The organism is Nocardia otitidiscaviarum NBRC 14405, assembly GCF_000308635.1.
GTDB classification, from domain to species: domain Bacteria; phylum Actinomycetota; class Actinomycetes; order Mycobacteriales; family Mycobacteriaceae; genus Nocardia; species Nocardia otitidiscaviarum.
Genome location: NZ_BAGD01000053.1, coordinates 96,508 through 115,430, shown reverse-complemented (window position 1 = coordinate 115,430; position 18,923 = coordinate 96,508). Strand labels below are relative to the sequence as shown.

Sequence of the window (18,923 nt, the reverse complement as noted above, 5' to 3'; positions counted from 1 at the left end):
CGATCAGGTCGCGGTCGACGAGCCGCTGCTCGAGGTCTCCACCGACAAGGTCGACACCGAGATCCCCTCGCCCGTCGCGGGCACCCTGCTCGAGATCACCGCGCAGGAAGACGATGTGGTCAATGTCGGCGGCCAACTCGGCGTGATCGGCAGTGGCGCACCGGCTTCCGCGCCCGCCCCGGCCCCGGCTCCCGCCCCGGCCCCCGAGCCGAAGCCGGAACCCAAGCCCGAGCCCGCTCCGCAGCCCGCCGCCGCGGCGCCCAAGCCCGCCCCAGCGCCCGCCCCCGAGCAGAAGCCCGCCCCGGTCCCCGCCGGTGCGACCCCGGCCGAGGAGCCCTCCAGCAACGGTGGCGGCGGACCCTACGTCACCCCGCTGGTGCGCAAGCTCGCCGCCGAGCACGGCGTCGACCTCGCCTCCGTGAACGGCTCCGGTGTCGGCGGCCGCATCCGCAAGCAGGATGTGCTCGCCGCCGCCGAGGCCAAGAAGGCCCCGGCCCCGGCCGCCGCCGCCCCGTCGGCTCCCGCTGCCGCCGCGCCCGCCGCCACCGCGGCCCCGCGCCCGCAGCTGGCCCACCTTCCGGGCACCACCCAGAAGGCCAGCCGCATCCGGCAGATCACCGCCACCAAGACCCTGGAGTCGCTGCAGACCACCGCGCAGCTCACCCAGGTGCACGAGGCCGACCTCACCAAGATCGCGGCGCTGCGGGCCAAGGCCAAGAACTCCTTCCAGCAGCGCGAGGGCGTCAAGCTCACGTTCCTGCCGTTCTTCGCCAAGGCCGCCATCGAGGCACTGGGCGTGCACCCGAACGTGAACGCCTCCTACGACCCGGAGAAGAAGGAGATCACCTACCACTCGGTGGTCAACCTCGGCATCGCGGTCGACACCGAGCAGGGTCTGCTGTCCCCGGTCATCCACAACGCCAACGACCTGTCCCTCGCGGGACTGGCCCGGGCCATCGCCGATATCGCCAACCGGGCGCGCACCGGCGGCCTCAAGCCGGACGAGCTGTCGGGCGGCACCTTCACCATCACCAACATCGGTTCGCAGGGTGCGCTGTTCGACACCCCGATCCTGGTGCCGCCGCAGGCCGCCATGCTGGGCACCGGCGCGATCGTCAAGCGCCCCATGGTGATCAGCGACAACGGCAGTGAGGCCATCGGCATCCGCTCCATGGCGTACCTGCCGCTGACCTACGACCACCGGCTCATCGACGGCGCCGACGCCGGCCGCTTCCTCACCACCATCCGACACCGGCTGGAAGAGGCGGCCTTCGAGGGCGATCTCGGCCTGTAGTCATGAAGGTCGTGGTGGCCGGGTCCTCCGGGCTGATCGGGACGGCACTGGTCGCGGCACTGCGCCGCGACGGGCACGAGGTGGCGCGCCTCGTGCGCCGTCCCGTGCGCGCCCGCGACGAGTTCTCCTGGGACCCGGCCCGCGCCGACCTGGACCAGCGCGCGCTGCGCGATGCCGACGCCGTGGTGAACCTCTGCGGCGCCAGCATCGGGCGGCGGCGCTGGACCGGCAGCTTCAAGCAGGAGCTGCGCGACAGCCGCATCATCCCCACCGATGTGCTGGCCTCGGCGGTCGCCGCCGCCGGGGTGCCGACGCTGGTCAACGCCAGTGCCATCGGCTACTACGGCATGGATACCGGTGACCGGGTGCTCACCGAGAGCGACCCGGCCGGAACGGGATTCCTGGCGGCGCTGTGCCGGGACTGGGAGGCCGCGACGCAACCGGCCGTGGACGCCGGAACGCGTACCGTGCTGCTGCGCAGTGCGGTGGTCATGTCCGCGCACGGCGGCATGCTCGGCATGCTGCGGCCGCTGTACTCCCTCGGACTGGGCGGCCGTATCGGCAACGGTCGTCAGTACATGCCGTGGATCTCGCTCGACGACGAGATCGGCGGCATCGTGCACGCCCTCACCCGACCGGCCGTCTCCGGGCCGGTGAACATGGTCGGCCCCGCTCCGGTCACCAATGCCGAGTTCAACCGGGCGCTGGGGCGCGCGCTGCACCGGCCCGCCCCGTTCGTGGTCCCCGGCTTCGCCTTGCGCCTGGCCCTCGGCGAGTTCGCGGACGAGGCCGTCCTGCACGGCCAGCGTGCGATTCCCGCCGTCCTCGAGGAGAGCGGCTACACCTTCACGCACCCCACCATCGGCGCGGCGCTCGCCGCCCTCGGCGACCGCTGACCGCGACCGCTGACCCTGACCGGTGCCACCACTGGGGCGTGCCCTGTTTCGCGCGGCTATAGCCGGGTAACCCGTCAGTAGCTACCATGGATAACCCCACGTAAGACCCGTTGCTGCAGGTAAGCGGGCCGCCGAGCGAGACGGGCGTGACCGCCATGTTCAAAACCATTGATTTCAAGTTGATCGCCGGCGAATTGGTCCTCACTCTCGCCATCCTCACCGCCGGGTATTCGATTCCGGACTTCGACAACCCGTTCCAGTGCGTGCCGCGGCTGGGCGATACCACCGAATTCCTCGCCTGCCTGGACCGATAGCCGGGCGAGAGCGGCGTCACAGCACGGCGCTGGCTACCGTGAACGGGTGAGCGACGCCCCATCCCCCGCCGTGCTCGCACCGGCCGACCTGCTGGTGCGCGACGCCCGCCCGAGCGATCTGCCGGAAATCCTGGTGATCCACAACCACGCCATCGCCGAGACCACAGCCATCTGGGATACCGAACTCGCCGATCTCGGCGAGCGCACGGCCTGGTTCCAGGCCCGCACCGATGCCGGATGCCCCATCCTGGTCGCCGAGATCGACGGCGCGGTCGCCGGATACGCCAGCTATGGACAGTTCCGGCCCAAGTCGGGATACCGCTTCTCCGTGGAGAACTCGGTCTACGTCTCCGACCGGTTCCACCGGCGCGGCGTGGCCACCGCGCTGATGAGCGAACTGCTGGCGCGGGCTCGCCGGGGCGGCGTGCACGCCATGATCGCCGCCATCGAATCCGGCAACACCACCTCCATCGCCCTGCACGAGAAGTTCGGCTTCGCGATCGTCGGACAACTACCCGAGGTCGGGCACAAGTTCGGCCGCTGGATGGATCTGACACTCATGCAACTCGTCCTCGGCGATGGCGTAACGTCACAGTCGTGAGCGAGCGCACCACCCCCGCCCCGAGCACCCCCGCCGCAACCCCGGCCACCGGCGTCTCGGCCCGCTACGACAGCACGCCGCTGCTGGTCGAGGATCTGGGTCTGATCGACTACACCCTCGCCTGGGACCGCCAGCGCGCGATCGCCGCCGAACGCGCCGAGGGCATCGGCCAGGATCGGCTGCTGCTGCTCGAACATCCGTCGGTCTTCACCGCGGGCCGCCGCACCGAACCCGAGGACATGCCGATCGACGGCAGCCCGGTGATCGAGGTGGACCGGGGCGGCAAGATCACCTGGCACGGGCCCGGGCAGCTGGTCGGCTATCCGATCGTCCGCCTGGCCGAACCCGTCGACGTGGTCGCCTACGTGCGACGGCTCGAGGAGGCCATCATCCACGTGTGCGGGCAGCTGGGACTGCACGCCGGTCGCGTGGAGGGCCGTTCGGGAGTGTGGGTGCCCGCGAACGACTTCCAGCCCGAACGCAAGATCTCCGCCATCGGGGTGCGGGTGCAGCGCGGCGTCACCCTGCACGGGGTGTCGTTCAACTGCAATTCGGCGCTGGACGGCTTCCAGACGATAGTGCCGTGCGGAATCCGCGATGCCGGGGTGACCACGCTGACCCGGGAACTGGGGCGCGAGGTGACCGTGGCCGAGGTGCGACCGCTGGTGGCCGAGGCCATCGCGCGGGCCCTCGACGGGGAGCTGCCGGTGAGCGAGCACGTCGTCGCCCGTGAGACCGCCAAGGTGGCCGAGCCGCGGCCGGAGGCGGCGTCGGGGTCGAAGTCCGAGGCGAGCGGTCCGGCGAAAGTCGAGGCCTGAGGGCCCTCCACGAGCCGAAGATCACGAGCGTAGAGTCGAAGAAGTGACCTCCGTCGACACCCCGACATCGAACAACCCGACCGCGGCCGACCCTGCGGCGGGCTCCACGGCACCCGCCGCGTCCGAGCGCGCCGCCGCACCCGCGGGCCGCAAGCTGCTCCGCATCGAGGCGCGCAACGCCGAGACCCCGATCGAGCGCAAGCCCAAATGGATTCGCACCCGCGCCACCATGGGTCCGGAGTACTCCGAACTCAAGGGCCTGGTGAAACGCGAAGGGCTGCACACGGTCTGCGAGGAAGCGGGCTGTCCCAACATCTTCGAGTGCTGGGAAGACCGCGAGGCCACCTTCCTGATCGGCGGTGACCAGTGCACCCGCCGCTGCGACTTCTGCCAGATCGACACCGGTAAGCCCAAGGCGCTGGACCGCGACGAACCGCGCCGCGTGGCCGAGAGCGTGCAGGCCATGGGGCTGCGCTACTCGACCGTCACCGGTGTGGCCCGCGACGACCTGGACGACGGCGGCGCGTGGCTGTACGCCGAAACCGTGCGCGCCATCAAGCGGCTCAACCCGCACACCGGCGTGGAGCTGCTCATCCCCGACTTCAACGCCGACCCGGACCAGCTGGCCGAGGTGTTCTCCAGCCGTCCCGAGGTGCTCGCCCACAATGTGGAGACGGTGCCGCGCGTATTCAAGCGCATCCGCCCCGCCTTCCGCTACGAGCGCTCCCTGGCCGTGATCACCGCCGCCCGCGAGGCCGGGCTGGTCACCAAGTCCAACCTCATCCTGGGTATGGGCGAGAACCCGGACGAGGTCACCCAGGCCATGCGCGACCTGCACGAGGCGGGCTGCGACATCCTCACCATCACCCAGTACCTGCGCCCGTCGCCGCGCCACCACCCGGTGGACCGCTGGGTCAAGCCGGAGGAGTTCGTCGAGCACTCCCGCACGGCCGAGGAGATCGGCTTCGCCGGTGTCATGGCGGGCCCGCTGGTCCGCTCCTCCTACCGCGCGGGTCGCCTCTACGCCCAGGCCATGCGGCACCACGGCCGCGAGATCGCGCCCGAGATGGCGCATCTCGCCGAGGAGGGCACCGCCTCGCAGGAGGCCACCTCGGTGCTGGCCCGCTTCGGTTCCTGAGCCGCGGCACAGACCTGTCGACGATGGCCCGGACAGTGTCCGGGCCATCGTCGTATCCAACGCAAGAAGGCGTATCGGCCGATTCGTGGACGCGATCCGCTCCCTGGTGGGAAGCTCGAAGTACCGCACGTGGCGACCAGGGGAGCGAGCCAGATGGTCGAGAAGACGAGTGCGTCGGCAGGCGCGAACGGTAGGGCAGTGACGGCCGACCGGCCGGAGGACATACGCAATGTGGTGCTGGTCGGGCACAGCGGGTCCGGGAAGACCACGCTGGTGGAGGCGCTGGCGGTGGCCACGGGGGCGGTGCCCAGATGTGGTCGGGTCGAGGACGGGACCGCGGTGTCCGACTACGACGACATCGAACAGCGACAACACCGGTCGGTACAACTGTCGGTGGTGCCGATGGGGTGGGAGCAGTACAAGATCAACCTATTGGACACCCCCGGCTACGCGGACTTCGTCGGGGAATTGCGGGCCGGTCTGCGCGCGGCGGACGCGGCCCTTTTCGTGCTCTCGGCCGCCGCCGGGGTGGAGGGGGTGAGCGGGCCGACGCTCGCGCTGTGGGAGGAATGCGCCAGAGTGGGCATGCCGCGCGCCATCGTGCTCACCCACCTCGACACCGCGCGCGCGGACTTCGACGAGATGACCGAGACCTGTCGCGACATCCTGGGCGGCGGAGCCGCGGAATCCATACTGCCGCTGCACCTCCCGGTCTACGGGGGGAAGGCCGCCGACGGCCACCGGCCGGTGCTGGGGCTGATCGATCTGCTCTCCCAGCACGTCTACGACTACTCCGCCGGTGCGCACACCGAAACACCCGCCACCCCGGACCAGGTGGCGCAGCTCGAGGAGGCGCGCAACCGGCTCATCGAGGGCATCATCGCCGAGAGCGAGGACGAGACCCTCATGGACCGCTACATCGGTGGCGAGGACATCGACCTCGCCACCCTGGAAGCCGATCTCGAAAAGGCCGTCGCACGAGGCAGTTTCCATCCCGTGCTGATCGCCGCGCCGCCACCGGAGGGGGCGCGGCAGGGGCTGGGCACCATGGAGATCCTGGAGCTGATCACGCGCGGATTCCCCACGCCCGCCGAACATCCCGTCTCCGCGACGGGAACCACCGGGGGCACGCCCGAACCGCTGGTCTGCGATCCGATGGGGCCTCTGGCCGCCGAAGTGATCCGCACCTCCTCCGATCCGTATGTCGGCCGGATGTCGCTGGTGCGGGTGTTCTCCGGCACGCTGCGCACCGACGACACCGTGCACGTGTGCGGGCACGGGCCGTCCGAGACCACCACTCACGACGCCGATGAGCGGGTGGGGGCCGTCTCCGCACCGTTCGGCAAGCAGCAGCGACCGCTCGGTCAAGCCATCGCGGGCGATATCGCCTGTGTCACCAAACTGTCGCGCGCGGAAACCGGCGACACCCTCTCGGCCAAGGACGCTCCGCTGCTCATCGAGCCGTGGGCGCTGCCCGATCCGCTGCTGCCGGTGGCCATCGCGGCGCATTCCAAGGCCGATGAGGACAAACTCTCCCAGGGCCTGAGCCGTCTGGTGGCCGAGGATCCGACGGTGCGGCTGGAACAGAATCCCGATACCCGGCAGCTGGTGCTGTGGTGTCTGGGTGAGGCGCACCGCGAGGTGGCGCTCGAGCGGCTGCGCACCCGGTTCGGCGTACAGGTCGATGTGGTCGAGCACAGGGTGGCGCTGCGGGAGACCTTCGCCGGCGCCGCCACCGGCCGCGGGCGGCATGTGAAACAGTCGGGCGGCCACGGTCAGTACGCCATCTGCGAGATCGAGGTGCAGCCGCTGCCGGAGGGCTCCGGTATCGAGTTCGTGGACAAGGTGGTGGGCGGAGTCGTGCCGCGCCAGTTCATTCCCTCGGTGGAGAAGGGTGTGCGGGCGCAGGCCGCGCGCGGCGTGGTGACGGGCTACCCGCTGGTCGACGTGCGAGTGACGTTGTACGACGGCAAGGCCCACTCCGTCGACTCCTCCGACGCGGCCTTCCAGACCGCGGGCGCGCTCGCCCTGCGCGAGGCCGCCGCCGCGGCCCGCATCAACCTGCTCGAGCCCATAGCCGAAGTGCTGGTGGTGGTTTCGGACGACTACGTGGGGCCGGTGCTCGGTGACCTGTCGAGCCGGCGAGGGCGGGTGCTCGGCACCGAACCGATCGGGCGCGGCGGCCGCACCGCGATCAAGGCCGAGGTCCCCGAACTCGAATTGAGCCGCTACGCCATCGATCTGCGCTCACTGGCCCGCGGCGCGGCCGACTTCACCCGCCGCTACGTGCGGCACGAACCGGTACCCGCGCAGCTCGCAAACGGCATCCGCGATCAGGCCGCATCCTCCGCATGACCGTCAGCAGGCGTCGAGAACACGCGTCATGGCGTCCTTCTCGGCCCGGGTCACCCAGAGTGCGTAGGCCGCTTTGACGTCTGGGCGGGCCCGGGCGGGGCGGTCTGGATCGTCATTCCGGCGCAGCCCGTCGACAGGGCGGTGGCGGCGAGTACGGCGACCAGAGTCGGACGGGTACGGCGGGCGGCACGGTCGAGTGCGGCGCGATGGTAGTGCTGGCGCTACCACCGGGCGGGTGTGTACCGGAGGTCGACTTCGGGTGTGTGCGGCACTGACGTGACCGGTGCGGATTCCTAACCTCGGAAGGGTGAGCGGGCGCATCGGTTCCCGCTTCCGACCAGGAGGAATCATAGTGCGCAATAGGGCATTTCGGTGTCGCACCGGACGGGTGGCGCCGGCGGGGGCGCTCGCGGGCACGGCGGAGCTCGACACGCCGGTCGAGCGGCCGGGCACGGCCGATCCGGTGGCGCACAATCAGCCGATGCGACCGGTGCGTGCGGTATGAGCTTCGGTAAATGGTTCGCGGCGCTGTGTCTGGTACTTCCCTTCGGAATCGGCTGTGCCACCGCGGACACCGCCGCCAGGCCCGAGCTGGACCGCTTCCACCACCAGCGGGTGGACTGGCGGCCCTGCGATCAGGAACGTCTCGACGAGGCCGGGGCGCAGTGCACCGACGTCACCGTTCCGCTCGACTACGGCCGGCCGGACGGGCAGACGACGACCGTCGCCATCTCGCGCATCGCCGCCCATCCGGAGCGCAAACGCGGTGTCATGCTGTCGAATCCCGGCGGTCCGGGTGGCAGCGGGCTGGACTTCATGGTGGATGTCGGGGCAGCCATGACGCCCGAGGTGAAGGCGAGCTACGACCTGATCGGTATGGATCCGCGCGGAGTCGGACGCTCCGCGCCGGTCCGGTGTGACTGGCCGCGCGGCATCGGGCTGCAGGCGGCGGGTCCGGACGCGGCGAGCTTCGCAGCGTCCGTGGCGTCACAGGCCGAGCTGGCCGCGCGCTGCGCCACCGCCGAGGGAGAACGGTTGCGGCACATCACCACCCGCAATACTGCGCGGGATATGGATGTGATCCGCGCGGTGCTCGACGCCGAGCGGATCAGCTACTTCGGCACCTCGTACGGCACCTATCTGGGCGCGGTGTACACCGAGCTGTTCCCGGACCGCGTGGATCGGATGGTGCTGGACAGCGCGGTCGACCCGGAACGGTACGGGCCGGTGGACATGGTGCGGGATATGGGTCCGGCCAATGAGGCGGCGCTGGACCTGTGGGCGGACTGGACCGCCGGACACGAGCGCGACTACGGTCTCGGAGCCACCCGTGAGCAGGTGCGGGCGACCGTGCTGGAACTGCTGCGGCGCTCCGGGGAACAGCCGATCCGGATCGGCGAGTTCGCGGTGACCGCGCACGAACTGCCGCTGATGCTGTTCACCGGGCTCGACGATCCACGACAGTACGGAATGGTCGCCGAGCAGGTGGCGCTGCTACGGGACGCGGCGCGGGGCCTGCCGGTGGCGATCACGCCGGAGCTGGAGCAGGGGCTCGCCTTCGTGCTCTCCGCCGAGCCCGAGGACAATTCGGCGCAGATGGCGATCATGTGCGGCGACGTGGACGCACCGCGCGATCCGCTCTGGTACTGGAACAACCTCGAGCGGTCGCGGACCACCGCACCGGTGTTCGGGTCGTTCACCGACAACATCACGCCCTGCGCCTTCTGGGCCGCACCCGCGGAACCCCGCACGGTGGTGGGCAATTCGGTACCGGCCCTGATCGTGCAGTCGACCGGCGACACCCGCACGACCTACGCCAATGCGGAGGGCATGCACCGCGCGCTGTCGGCGTCACGACTGGTGACGCTGCGGGACGTGCCGATTCACTGGATCTTCGGCCGCTATCCGAACACGTGCGTCTACGACGCCGTGAACGCGTACTTCCGGGACGGCACCCTGCCGGAGTCGGATATCACCTGCGCCGCCGACTGACGTGCGGGCCCGAAACCCGCCCGGGTTTCGGGCCTCACGCGTTGAGGTAGGCGAGCACCGCCAGCACCCGCCGGTGCCCCGACTCGTCGGCCCCCAGCCCGAGCTTGGCGAAAATGCCCCGAATGTGTTTCAGCACAGCGCCTTCACTGACCACGAGGCGTTCGGCGATGGTGGCGTTGTCGTGGCCCTCCGCCATGAGCGCCAGCACCTCGCGCTCGCGCGGGGTGAGCGCCGCCAGCGGGTCGTCGGCCTGGCGGCGCACCAGCAGTTGGGAGATCACCTCGGGATCCATGGCCGTGCCGCCGTCGGCTACCCGGCGCAGGGAGTCCAGGAAGCGGGCGACCTTGCCGACGCGTTCCTTCAGCAGGTAACCGACACCACCGGCGCCGTCGCCGAGCAGTTCGGCGGCGTAGCTGTCCTCCACGTACGCCGAGAGCACCAGCACCGGCAGCCCGGGGTGAATCTCGCGGGCGCGCACCGCCGCTCGCAGGCCGTCGTCGGTGAAGGTCGGCGGCAGCCGCACATCCACCACCACGGCGTCGGGCCGCTCCCCCGCGAGCGCGGCCAGGAGATCGCCGGCTTGTCGACGGCCGCGATCACCTCGATCCCGGCGGTGTTCAGCAGCAGGACGAGCCCCTCCCGCAGCAGGGCATCGTCCTCGGCGATCATGACGCGCACAGCGACTCCACGACGCACACCCTACCGAGGCGTGACCGCAGCCCGGGACCGCGACGAGCCCGGGTCACAGCCGCGACGGCAGATCCACCCGCAGCACCGTCGGCCCACCCGCGGGGCTGGTCAGGGTCATGCGGCCGTCGAGTGCCTCGGCGCGACGGCGGATGCCCGCCAAGCCACCACCGTCGATCTCCCGGGCCGCGCCGATGCCGTCGTCGCGCACCCGAACCGTGAGCAGGTCGGCGTCACCGGCGATCGAGACCGTGACCGACCGCGCACCGGAATGTTTGGTCGCATTGGTAATGGCTTCCGCCACAACGAAATAGGCGGCCGCCTCGACGGCGGCAGGCCAGCGGCCGGTGGTGGCGACCTCCAGCGCGCACGGAATCGGACTGCGGGCGGCGAGGGCGGAGACGGCGCTGGCCAGACCGCGATCCGCCAGCACCGGCGGGTAGACGCTGCGCAGTACGTCGCGGAGTTCGGCGAGCGCGTCGGTCGCGGTGTCCTGGGCCTTCCGCATGAGTTCCCGGGCTCGGTCGGGGTCGCGGTCGTGCAGTTGCTCGGCCAGCCCCAGCTGCATGATCACCGCGGCGATGCGGGCCTGCGCGCCGTCGTGCAGATCGCGTTCGATGCGGCGCAGTTCCGCGCCGTGGGCGTCGAGGGCGGCGGCGCGGGTGGCGGTCAGCTCGGCGACCCGGCCCGCGAGGGCGATATCGGGCGCGGGGGCGAGGAACCAGCGGGCGACCCGTGCCTGCCCGCGCGCCATGGCGGGGATCAGCAGGGTCAGCGCGCCGATGGGAATCGCGAAGGCGAGATTGACCAGTGCGGTCGGCCACGAGGTGACGGGAAGGCCGAAGGTCGCGATCGACCCGGGCGGCAGCGCCTGCCAGTACAGCGGTATCAGCAGCTGGTTGACCGCGCTCAACGGCAGTGCGACGGCGAATGCCGCGAGCGTCGAGCCGGTGACGGCGTGCACGCACAGCCAGCCGATATCGCGCCGGTTCGCGGGATCGGTGAACACCGTGGCCACCCGCTGCCGCAGCGGTGCGGCGAAGGGCCGGTACGCCTCCGGAATCGCCTCCCCCAACCGCTCCCCCGCCCGGGTGCGCTCGAATCCGAGCAGCGGCCGGATCATTCGGACCGCATCGGGCAGCAAGGGAATTCCCACGCCCACCAGACACAGTGCGCCCGCCGCGAGCAGCGCGACCAGAACGAAGATCGACAGCAGCGACGTCGCCCCGCCGATCACCAGATACCGCACCGCCGACCGGAGCGCTCGCACCCGGTCAACCAGCACACCCCGTGTCACCCGACCACCGTAAGCGCGAGCGACGAGTCCCACCCCGTCGGCCTGCGGGTACCCGCGCACCAGCGGGCTCGGCACCACGGACCGATGCGGCCGGACGACACGGTGACCGCATGACACGGCGACCGGTGACACGGCAGCACACGCCACGGCGACCGGACCCGTGGATCGGACGACCGAGGCCCGCCGTGCCCGCTGTTTCCGAGCGACAGCGGGGGCGCGGCGGTGACGCCGCGCGAAACCTCGCGATCCCGGCGGGGATCGGCGGGTACGCGGCCATTATCCTGAGTGACATGGCAGCAGGTAAGGGCGGCAAGCCGTCGAAGGAAGCGAAGGCCGCGGCGAAGGCGGCGCGCAAGCAGGCGTCGAAGGAGCGTCGTCAGCAGCTCTGGCAGGCGTTCCAGATGCAGCGCAAGGAAGACAAGCTGCTGCTGCCGCTGATGATCGGCGCACTGGTCGGCGTGACGGCGCTGTTCCTGATCATCGGGCTGATCTTCGATCTGCAGTGGTTCCTGCTGCCGATCGGCGTGCTGCTCGGCGCGCTGGCGGCGTTCATCATCTTCGGCCGACGCGTACAGAAGAACGTCTACGCCAAGGCGGAGGGGCAGGCGGGCGCGGCCGCGTGGGTGCTGGACAACCTGCAGGGCAAATGGCGTGTCACTCCCGGTGTCGCCGCCACCACCCAGCTCGACGCCGTGCACCGCGTCATCGGTCTGCCCGGGGTGATCCTGGTGGCGGAGGGCTCACCGGGCCGAGTGAAGTCGCTGCTCGCCCAGGAGAAGAAGAAGGTCGCCCGCCTGGTCGGCGACACCCCCATCTACGACATCGTCATCGGCAATGACGAGGGCCAGGTCGCGCTGAAGGACCTGCAGCGCTTCCTCACCAAACTCCCCCGCAATATCGACGCCAAGCGCATGGAACTCATCGAGGGCCGCCTGTCCGCGCTCGCCACCCGAGGCGGCCCGGCACTGCCCAAGGGCCCCATGCCCACCGGCGCGAAGATGAAGGGTATGCAGCGCACCATCCGCCGCCGCTGACTCCCGCCCGCATCTGCTTCCCGTGCCCCGCCGCATACCGCGGCGGGGCACGGTTGTCCTGAGCCAGCGGTAGCCGACCGGCCGTGTACGTCGAATGACGTACTCCGATGGGGCGTGCGGGCCGATGTAATGGCCCCTGGCCTTCCCTACCGTCGCCCACATGCGAAAACAGTGGATCGGATTGGCCGTTCCGACGGCGTACGTGTGGATCGCGATGGTGGCGTTCGGGGGGATCGCGGTGGAGACGATCATCATCTACCCGAATGTCTTCCACGATGTGCCCGCATCGCTGGCCGAGGCGTCGGACTTCTTCGAGGTGACCGGACCCGCGGACTTCTTCCCGCCGATGGGGGCGCTCACGGTGCTGGCCGCGGTGGCGGCCACCGTGCTGGCCTGGCGGGTTCCGGGGGCACGCTGGTGGCTGCTGGGCAGTCTGGGCTCGCTGGTGCTGGGTGAGTTCCTGTTCTCGGCGCTCTACTTCTGGCCGCGCAACGAGATCATGTTCGACGAGGGCGCGGCCGTGCATTCGACGGAGGTGCTGCGGCGGACCGCGATGGAGTTCGAGAACGGGCACTGGGTGCGGCTGGCCATGAGCGGGGTGACCGCGGTGCTGGCGTTCATCGGCTTCCTGCGGGTGTACCGGCAGACGATCGGTAGCGAGGTCCGCACGGCTCGGGAGGTGGCGGCATGAGTGGACGGCGCGGGACGGTTCGAGCCCGAGGGGGCATCGGATGAGCACCGGGGAACGCATGAGGAACGCGCTCGGCCTCTCCCCGCTCGCGGTGATCGTGCTGGCGGCGCTGGGCGTGCCCCGGGTGATCGCGCACGATCTGGGGCCGGTGCCCGCGGTGGTCAACGCGGTGCTGGTGTTCGTGCCGATCGCGGTGTGGATCGGTTATGTGCTGTGGCGGCGGGTACCGAATCCCTTCCCGGCGCTGCTCGCGGTCGGCGCCTGTTACGGCCTGCTGCTGGCGCTCACCCACCAGCTGCTCTGGAACGCCGCCTTCGCCGATGATCCGCCGCGGCTGGGTGGCAATCTCGAAGGCAGGTTCTCGCCGGGCACCCAGGAGTTGGTGATGCGTGCCTTCGCCCTGGGCAGCAGTGTGCTCACCGGCGTGCTGCTCGGTGCGGCCACCGGTGCGGTGGCATGGTTGCTGGCGAGGATCACCGATCGCACTCGCTAGGCGACGGTGGCGGGCGCACGAGGGAAGCGGGGCTGGTGAGATGCATCCGAACGAGCCGCGAACCGGCCACGCCGAGACGAACCGCGCCGAGCACCGTGCGCGGCTGGTCGACCTCGCTCTGGGCATGCTGACCCTGGTGGTGGTCGGCACGGCGATCACCGCCAATGTCGGCGGGTCGGCCGCCGGGGTCGCGCCGGCCGCCTATGCCTTCGGGGCGCTGTTCGGCGCGTTGATGCTGGTGCGCCGCCGCTGGCCGGTCGGCACACTGCTGGTGTCGAGTGCGGCGCTGCTGGTCTACTACATGCTCGACTATCCGCCGATCGGGTTGGCGCTGCCGGTGGCGGCGGCCCTGTTCTCGGCGGCGGAGCGCGGGCGGCTGTGGTGGGCGGCGGGCACCGCGCTGGCCCTGCTGGCGATCTCCACCGCCGTGCGGGTGGTGCAGGGTGACAATCTGGGTTTCGTTCTCGGACTGGAACTTCCGTCCTCGGCCGGACTGATGGCGGCGGTGATCGCGCTCGGCGACAGTATTCGCTCCCGGCGCGGCTGGCGTGCCGAACTTCAGCGGCGGGAGCGGACGGCGGCGGTGGAGCGCGAGCGCGAGGCCGCGCGCCGGGTCGAGCGGCAGCGGGTGCGCATCGCCCGCGACCTGCACGATCTGCTCGCGCACACGGTGTCGGTGATCGCCCTGCACACCGATGTGGCCCGCGAATCGCTGCGGGACGATCCGAACACCGCGGAGCGCTCCCTGACCGCCGCCCGCACCGCCTGCCGGGAGGCGAGCCGGGAGTTGCGCGCCACCGTCGACGCCCTGCGCGCCCCGGATGCCGCCGAACCGCCGACCCCGGGCCTCGATCGGCTCGACGAACTGATCACGGTCACAAGGGATTCCGGTCCGGCGGTGACCTGCACCCGCTCGGGCGGTACCGCCCCGCTGCCCGCCATTGTCGAGGCCACCGCCTACCGCGTGATCCAGGAATCGCTGAGCAATGTGCTGCGCCACGCGGACGCCCGCACCGTCGACATCGAATTACGCCGCGAAGCCGCCGAATTGGTGGTGCGCATCGCCGACGACGGCCACGGATCCCGAGGCGACACGGCCGGCTGGGGAATCATCGGCATGCGCGAACGCGTGGCACTGCTCGGCGGCGATCTGCGCGCGGAGAATCGACGGCAGGGAGGGTTCATGGTGGAGGCGCGCATACCGGTGCGGAGCGCGGCATGATCCGGGTGGCGCTGGTGGACGATCAGCATCTGGTGCGAGAGGGGCTGCGGGCGCTGCTGGAGCGCGCCGACGATATCGAGGTGGTGGGCGAGGCAGCCACCGGCGCGGCCGGGGTGGAACTGGTCGCCGCCACTCGGCCCGACGTGGTGCTCATGGATATCCGCATGCCGGGCGGCGACGGACTGGCGGCGACGAAACACATTGTCGCGCAACCGGAACTGCGCGACGTCCGGGTGGTGGTGCTCACCACCTTCGACACCGACGACAATCTGCTGGAGGCCATGCGCGCCGGGGCCGCCGGATTCCTGCTCAAGGACACCGACCCGGACGGGCTGCGGGAGGCGGTGCGGATCGTGGCGCGGGGCGACGCCCTGCTCTCCCCCGCCGTCACCCGCCGCGTGATGCGGGCCGCCGCGGCCGGACCACACCCCCGAGCGGCCGAGCTCCTGGACCGGCTCACCGCCCGCGAACGCGAAGTACTGGCCGAAGTCGCTACGGGACGGTCGAATTCCGAGATCGCGGCGACGCTGCACATGAGCCCCGCCACCGCGCGGACCCATGTCGGGCGGCTGCTGACCAAACTCGACGCCCGCGACCGAGCGCAGTTGGTCGCGCTCGCCTACGAGACGGGGTTGATCACGCCCGGGAACCGACATCGGTGAACATCACGAGTTCGCTTCGGTCACAGAACCTTTCCCACGCCCTCGGCATCGGCACACCCCGACGGGCAGGTGGCTCGGCGCCAGCGCGCGGGCTCAGCCGACATGACCGCCCAGGAACCGGACCACATCCGGTGTGACGGTACGCCAGTAGTCGTCGTTGTGGCCGCCCGGCGTAATGGCGGCGATCTCCAACGGGGCGTGTGCGATGAACCGACGACAGCCCTCCACGAACCGATCTCGGTCGCCGCACCAGAGGGCCATGGGGGCCGGGCCGAGTTTGTCGATATTGCGCAGCGGGTCCAACTCTCCCCATTGGGCTTCGCTGGCGAAGGCATTGCGCCTGCTCATATCTGCCCACGAGGTGAGCAAACCCGGAGACACCGCGGCGACGGCCCGGGCGGGGTTGCCGCGTTCGGTCCGGCGGCGGGCGTAGAGCATGGCTCCGAAGCCGCCCATGGAGACACCGGTACAGGCGAAGGGGGTCTCGGCGAGGCCACGGGAAGCGAGCCAGTGCGGCACCTCGTCGAGCAGCATGGACATCGGATCGTCACCGGAATGGTTCTCGTGCCAGTAGTTGTCACCGCCGTCGACCGCGAGAAAGCCGAAGGGCGGGACCCGCCCGGCGGTCACGGCGGCGGCCAACTTCTCCGCCAGGCCCCCGACCGCCGCGGTGCGGGCGCTGCCCTTGCGACCGTGCAGCAGAATCGACATGGGAAGGCGGTCGGTCGGAACACCCCCGGGCACGATGGCGACCACGTCCACCTCACGACCGCGGGCCGCGGAGTACACGCGTTCGATCCGAACCACCGGACCCGGCAGGGTCGCCGTGATCTCCTCGGTCGCGTTGTGTACGAGTACGTGCCGGACATCGCCCGCGGGAGGGCTCACGGCGCTCATGCCGACAGCCGCCAGGCCGAGCAGACCGGTGGATGCGAACAGCGACCGGCGGCTGAGTCCACGCGCCGCGGGCCGGTAGCCCTCGCTCATGCAACCTCCGAAGTCGTCACGACTGGACGTCCGCACAGTACCGGCCGAATATGAGAGCCGGTGAATAGCCAGCTACGTTGGAATGAACATGTCCGAGGTACGCACCTTTTACATTGTGCTGGACTTGGCCAAGTCGACGCGGGAGCCACGCCGAGCCTGGTCGTCGTCGATAACCACCTCGCTCAGACCGATGCGCTGCTGAATCCGCTTCATCCAGGCAGGAGCCCACCAGCAGCGATCGCCCAGCAAACGCATGACGGCGGGGACCAGCAGCATGCGCAGCACGGTGGCGTCGATGAACAGCGCCGCGATCATGCCGTAGGCGATGTACTGCATGAGCACCAGGTCGGAGAAGGCGAACGCACCCGTCACCACCAGCAGGATCAGCGCCGCCGCGGTGATGATGCGTCCGGATTGCACGTTGCCGATCCGGATCGCCTCCTCGGTGGTCGCGCCCGCCCCGCGCGCCTCGACCATGCGCGACAGCAAGAAGACCTCGTAGTCGATGGACAGACCGTAGATGATGGCGATGATCAGCACCAGCATGTTCGCCTGACCGGGCTGCGGGGTGAAGTTCAGCAGTCCGGCTCCGTGACCGTCGATGAATATCCACGTCAGAATGCCCAGGGTGGAGCCGAGGCCGAGGCCGCTCATGAGCGCGGCCTTGATCGGCAGCACCAACGAGCCGAAGGTCAGGAACAGCAGCAGCGTGGTCACCAGCAGGACGAGGCCGATCATCCACGGAATCCGGACCAGCAGGGCGTCGATGGTGTCCTTCTGCAAAGCGGGTACCCCGCCGACCAGGACCGTCATCCCATCGGGCAGGTCCAGTGACCGGAGATATTCGATGGTGGCCCCGGCGTCGTTGATATCCACCACCGCGGCCTTGGCCCGGTAGATGTCGGGCTGCGCGGGTGAGCGCGCGGGAATGTCGAACTGCCCCACCAGTCCCGGCGCCTGATTGGCCTGATTCCACACCGGCCCCACCGCCTGGGAGTTGTCGGCGATGAAGACCAACTCGATGGGATCGGATTTGCGCAGCGGGAAGTAGTGATCGATCTCCTCCTGCGCCATGCGGGTCGGATTGTCCGGCGGCAGGTACTTCTCGCTGAAGCCGCCGAAGACGAGATTGTGCATGGGCACGATGAGCAGGACCAGCACGAGCAGAATGGGGACGGCGACCTTGCCGGGATGCCGCATCACCCACGCGGTGGTGCGTGCGAGCAGTCCGTTGTCGAGCTCCTCCGCCGATTTGGTGCGACGGAATCGCTTGAGCCCCAACAGGTCCACCCGTGGCCCGAGGACCGCGAGCACGGCCGGGAGGATGGTGATGGCGGTGACGGCGGCCAGGGTCACCGTCGCGATCGCACCGTAGGCGATGGATTTCAGGAATGCCTGCGGAAACAGCAGCAGCCCACCGAGACTCGCCACGATCATGGTGGCCGAGAAGACGACCGTGCGGCCGGCGGTCAGCACCGAACGCCGCACCGCCGTGCGGGTGTCGTTGCCGGCGGCCAACTCCTCTCGGAATCGGCTCACGATGAACAGGCCGTAGTCGATGGCGAGCCCGAGCCCGATCATCGAAACCACCGGGGAGACGAAGGAGTTCACCTCCGTGAAGTTGGCGACGAACCGCACGATGCCGAACGCGCCGAAAATGGTGAGCACCCCGGTGAGCAGCGGCAGCGCGGCGGCGACGACGCCACCGAAGATGAAGAACAACAGCAGGCCCACGAAAGGTATGGCCAACAGTTCCATGCGGTGCAGATCGTCGGCGACGGTGTCGCTGAGCGCGCCCGCGATCGGTTGCAGTCCGCCGACCCGCACCTCGACGCCTGGAATCTCGAAGACATCCTTGACCGCTCGATAGTTGCGCTGGATATCGGTGTCGTTCTCGCCGCGCAGTGCGATGGCCGCGACGGCGCGGCGCTTGTCCTTGGTGGCCGTGGCGGCGCTGATCGCACCGGTCTCGGTGCGCCAGTAGGTGCCGACGACGCGGGATATCTGCTCGGGATGCTCGCGCGGCAGGCTGTCGAGATGGTCGACGACCGTCCGGCTGAAGTCCGGGTCGTCGACCGTCCTACCCGGCGGCGCGGTGAACAGGACCACCACGTCCACATCGTGGTTGCGCCCGAAGGCGGCGTCGGCCAGCCGCCCCGCCTCCGCGGATTCCGACGAGGGATCGAACATGCCCCCCGAACTCAGATGATCGTCGAGCCCGAGCCCGTAACCCCCCAACGCCAACAGCCCCGCGACCGCCACCCCGATGACCGCGAACCGCAAGCGGCAGACCACATTTCCCCACCAAGCGAACAAGAGGCTGCATCCTTCCGCGCGGTTCCCACCGCCCCAAAGGTACATACCCCCTTTTCTCAACCAATGTCCCCGCGCTATCGCCCGAGGTGAATGGCGAGGGGGAACTGGTGGCGGGAGCTACTCGCG

The 18,923-nt window shown here is 70.0% G+C and carries 16 protein-coding genes and 1 pseudogene; 13 read left to right on the top strand and 4 right to left on the bottom strand.

Annotated features, from left to right (window positions below; translation table 11 throughout):
* From sucB to ON31_RS10010, 8 genes are all read left to right on the top strand, one after another.
* On the top strand, window positions 1-1,294 hold a 1,294-nt coding region (sucB, locus tag ON31_RS10040), incomplete at its 5' end, for a 2-oxoglutarate dehydrogenase, E2 component, dihydrolipoamide succinyltransferase (RefSeq protein ID WP_039811880.1).
* A 2-nt stretch (window positions 1,295-1,296) separates the two neighbouring features.
* Window positions 1,297-2,190, top strand: coding sequence for a TIGR01777 family oxidoreductase (locus tag ON31_RS10035; protein ID WP_039811878.1), 894 nt, complete (start codon window positions 1,297-1,299; stop codon window positions 2,188-2,190).
* Window positions 2,191-2,336: 146 nt separating this feature from the next.
* Window positions 2,337-2,504 carry a hypothetical protein gene (locus ON31_RS36580; protein WP_157533631.1) on the top strand — a complete coding sequence of 56 codons (168 nt, stop codon included), beginning with the start codon at window positions 2,337-2,339 and terminating at the stop codon, window positions 2,502-2,504.
* An 88-nt stretch (window positions 2,505-2,592) separates the two neighbouring features.
* Window positions 2,593-3,105, top strand: a complete 513-nt coding sequence (locus ON31_RS10030) for a GNAT family N-acetyltransferase (protein WP_039811978.1) — start codon at window positions 2,593-2,595, stop codon at window positions 3,103-3,105.
* Window positions 3,102-3,923, top strand: a complete 822-nt coding sequence (gene lipB, locus ON31_RS10025; protein ID WP_051037055.1) for a lipoyl(octanoyl) transferase LipB — start codon at window positions 3,102-3,104, stop codon at window positions 3,921-3,923. Before ON31_RS10030 ends, lipB begins: the two co-directional genes overlap by 4 nt.
* A 154-nt stretch (window positions 3,924-4,077) precedes the next feature.
* On the top strand, window positions 4,078-5,061 hold the full coding sequence (gene lipA, locus ON31_RS10020; protein WP_039811971.1) for a lipoyl synthase: 984 nt from the start codon (window positions 4,078-4,080) through the stop codon (window positions 5,059-5,061).
* 153 nt (window positions 5,062-5,214) lie between these two features.
* Entirely contained in the window at window positions 5,215-7,416 is a 2,202-nt protein-coding gene (locus ON31_RS10015; protein ID WP_039811876.1) for an elongation factor G-like protein EF-G2, read from the top strand.
* A gap of 501 nt (window positions 7,417-7,917) precedes the next feature.
* A complete protein-coding gene (locus ON31_RS10010; protein WP_039811873.1) occupies window positions 7,918-9,408 on the top strand; it encodes an alpha/beta fold hydrolase in 1,491 nt (496 codons plus the stop codon).
* A gap of 34 nt (window positions 9,409-9,442) precedes the next feature.
* Here ON31_RS10010 and ON31_RS10005 read toward each other — a convergent pair.
* A pseudogene (locus tag ON31_RS10005) lies at window positions 9,443-10,086 on the bottom strand (response regulator).
* A 64-nt stretch (window positions 10,087-10,150) separates the two neighbouring features.
* Window positions 10,151-11,392, bottom strand: coding sequence for a sensor histidine kinase (locus ON31_RS10000; protein ID WP_218007303.1), 1,242 nt, complete (start codon window positions 11,390-11,392; stop codon window positions 10,151-10,153).
* Window positions 11,393-11,682: 290 nt separating this feature from the next.
* Between ON31_RS10000 and ON31_RS09995 the strand changes: the two genes are divergently transcribed.
* From ON31_RS09995 to ON31_RS09975, 5 genes are all read left to right on the top strand, one after another.
* On the top strand, window positions 11,683-12,426 hold the full coding sequence (locus tag ON31_RS09995; RefSeq protein WP_029932553.1) for a DUF4191 domain-containing protein: 744 nt from the start codon (window positions 11,683-11,685) through the stop codon (window positions 12,424-12,426).
* Between the two features lie 160 nt (window positions 12,427-12,586).
* Window positions 12,587-13,117 (top strand): anthrone oxygenase family protein, encoded by a 531-nt coding sequence (locus ON31_RS09990; protein ID WP_051037054.1) that lies wholly within the window; start codon window positions 12,587-12,589, stop codon window positions 13,115-13,117.
* Window positions 13,118-13,157: 40 nt separating this feature from the next.
* Window positions 13,158-13,610 carry a hypothetical protein gene (locus ON31_RS09985; RefSeq protein WP_051037053.1) on the top strand — a complete coding sequence of 151 codons (453 nt, stop codon included), beginning with the start codon at window positions 13,158-13,160 and terminating at the stop codon, window positions 13,608-13,610.
* Between the two features lie 40 nt (window positions 13,611-13,650).
* Window positions 13,651-14,832, top strand: coding sequence for a sensor histidine kinase (locus tag ON31_RS09980; RefSeq protein ID WP_051037052.1), 1,182 nt, complete (start codon window positions 13,651-13,653; stop codon window positions 14,830-14,832).
* A complete protein-coding gene (locus tag ON31_RS09975; protein WP_039811871.1) occupies window positions 14,829-15,494 on the top strand; it encodes a response regulator in 666 nt (221 codons plus the stop codon). The genes ON31_RS09980 and ON31_RS09975 overlap by 4 nt, the downstream gene beginning before the upstream one ends.
* A gap of 93 nt (window positions 15,495-15,587) precedes the next feature.
* On the opposite strand, the gene ON31_RS09970 is transcribed toward ON31_RS09975, so the two are convergent.
* Both ON31_RS09970 and ON31_RS09965 read right to left on the bottom strand, forming a co-directional pair.
* Window positions 15,588-16,481: an alpha/beta hydrolase gene (locus ON31_RS09970; protein WP_039811868.1), complete on the bottom strand. Its 894-nt coding sequence runs from the start codon at window positions 16,479-16,481 to the stop codon at window positions 15,588-15,590.
* Between the two features lie 108 nt (window positions 16,482-16,589).
* Window positions 16,590-18,797, bottom strand: a complete 2,208-nt coding sequence (locus ON31_RS09965) for an MMPL family transporter (protein WP_051037051.1) — start codon at window positions 18,795-18,797, stop codon at window positions 16,590-16,592.
* Window positions 18,798-18,923: the final 126 nt, after the last annotated feature.

Excerpts from the sequence above, each read along its gene's own strand:
- ON31_RS10035 (WP_039811878.1), top strand. The coding sequence starts at position 1,297 with ATGAAGGTCGTGGTGGCCGGGTCCTCCGGGCTGATCGGGACGGCACTG.
- ON31_RS09980 (WP_051037052.1), top strand. The coding sequence starts at position 13,651 with ATGCATCCGAACGAGCCGCGAACCGGCCACGCCGAGACGAACCGCGCC.
- ON31_RS09985 (WP_051037053.1), top strand. The coding sequence starts at position 13,158 with ATGAGCACCGGGGAACGCATGAGGAACGCGCTCGGCCTCTCCCCGCTC.
- ON31_RS09975 (WP_039811871.1), top strand. The coding sequence starts at position 14,829 with ATGATCCGGGTGGCGCTGGTGGACGATCAGCATCTGGTGCGAGAGGGG.
- ON31_RS09990 (WP_051037054.1), top strand. The coding sequence starts at position 12,587 with ATGCGAAAACAGTGGATCGGATTGGCCGTTCCGACGGCGTACGTGTGG.
- ON31_RS09995 (WP_029932553.1), top strand. The coding sequence starts at position 11,683 with ATGGCAGCAGGTAAGGGCGGCAAGCCGTCGAAGGAAGCGAAGGCCGCG.
- ON31_RS10015 (WP_039811876.1), top strand. The coding sequence starts at position 5,215 with ATGGTCGAGAAGACGAGTGCGTCGGCAGGCGCGAACGGTAGGGCAGTG.
- ON31_RS09970 (WP_039811868.1), bottom strand. The coding sequence starts at position 16,481 with ATGAGCGAGGGCTACCGGCCCGCGGCGCGTGGACTCAGCCGCCGGTCG.
- ON31_RS10010 (WP_039811873.1), top strand. The coding sequence starts at position 7,918 with ATGAGCTTCGGTAAATGGTTCGCGGCGCTGTGTCTGGTACTTCCCTTC.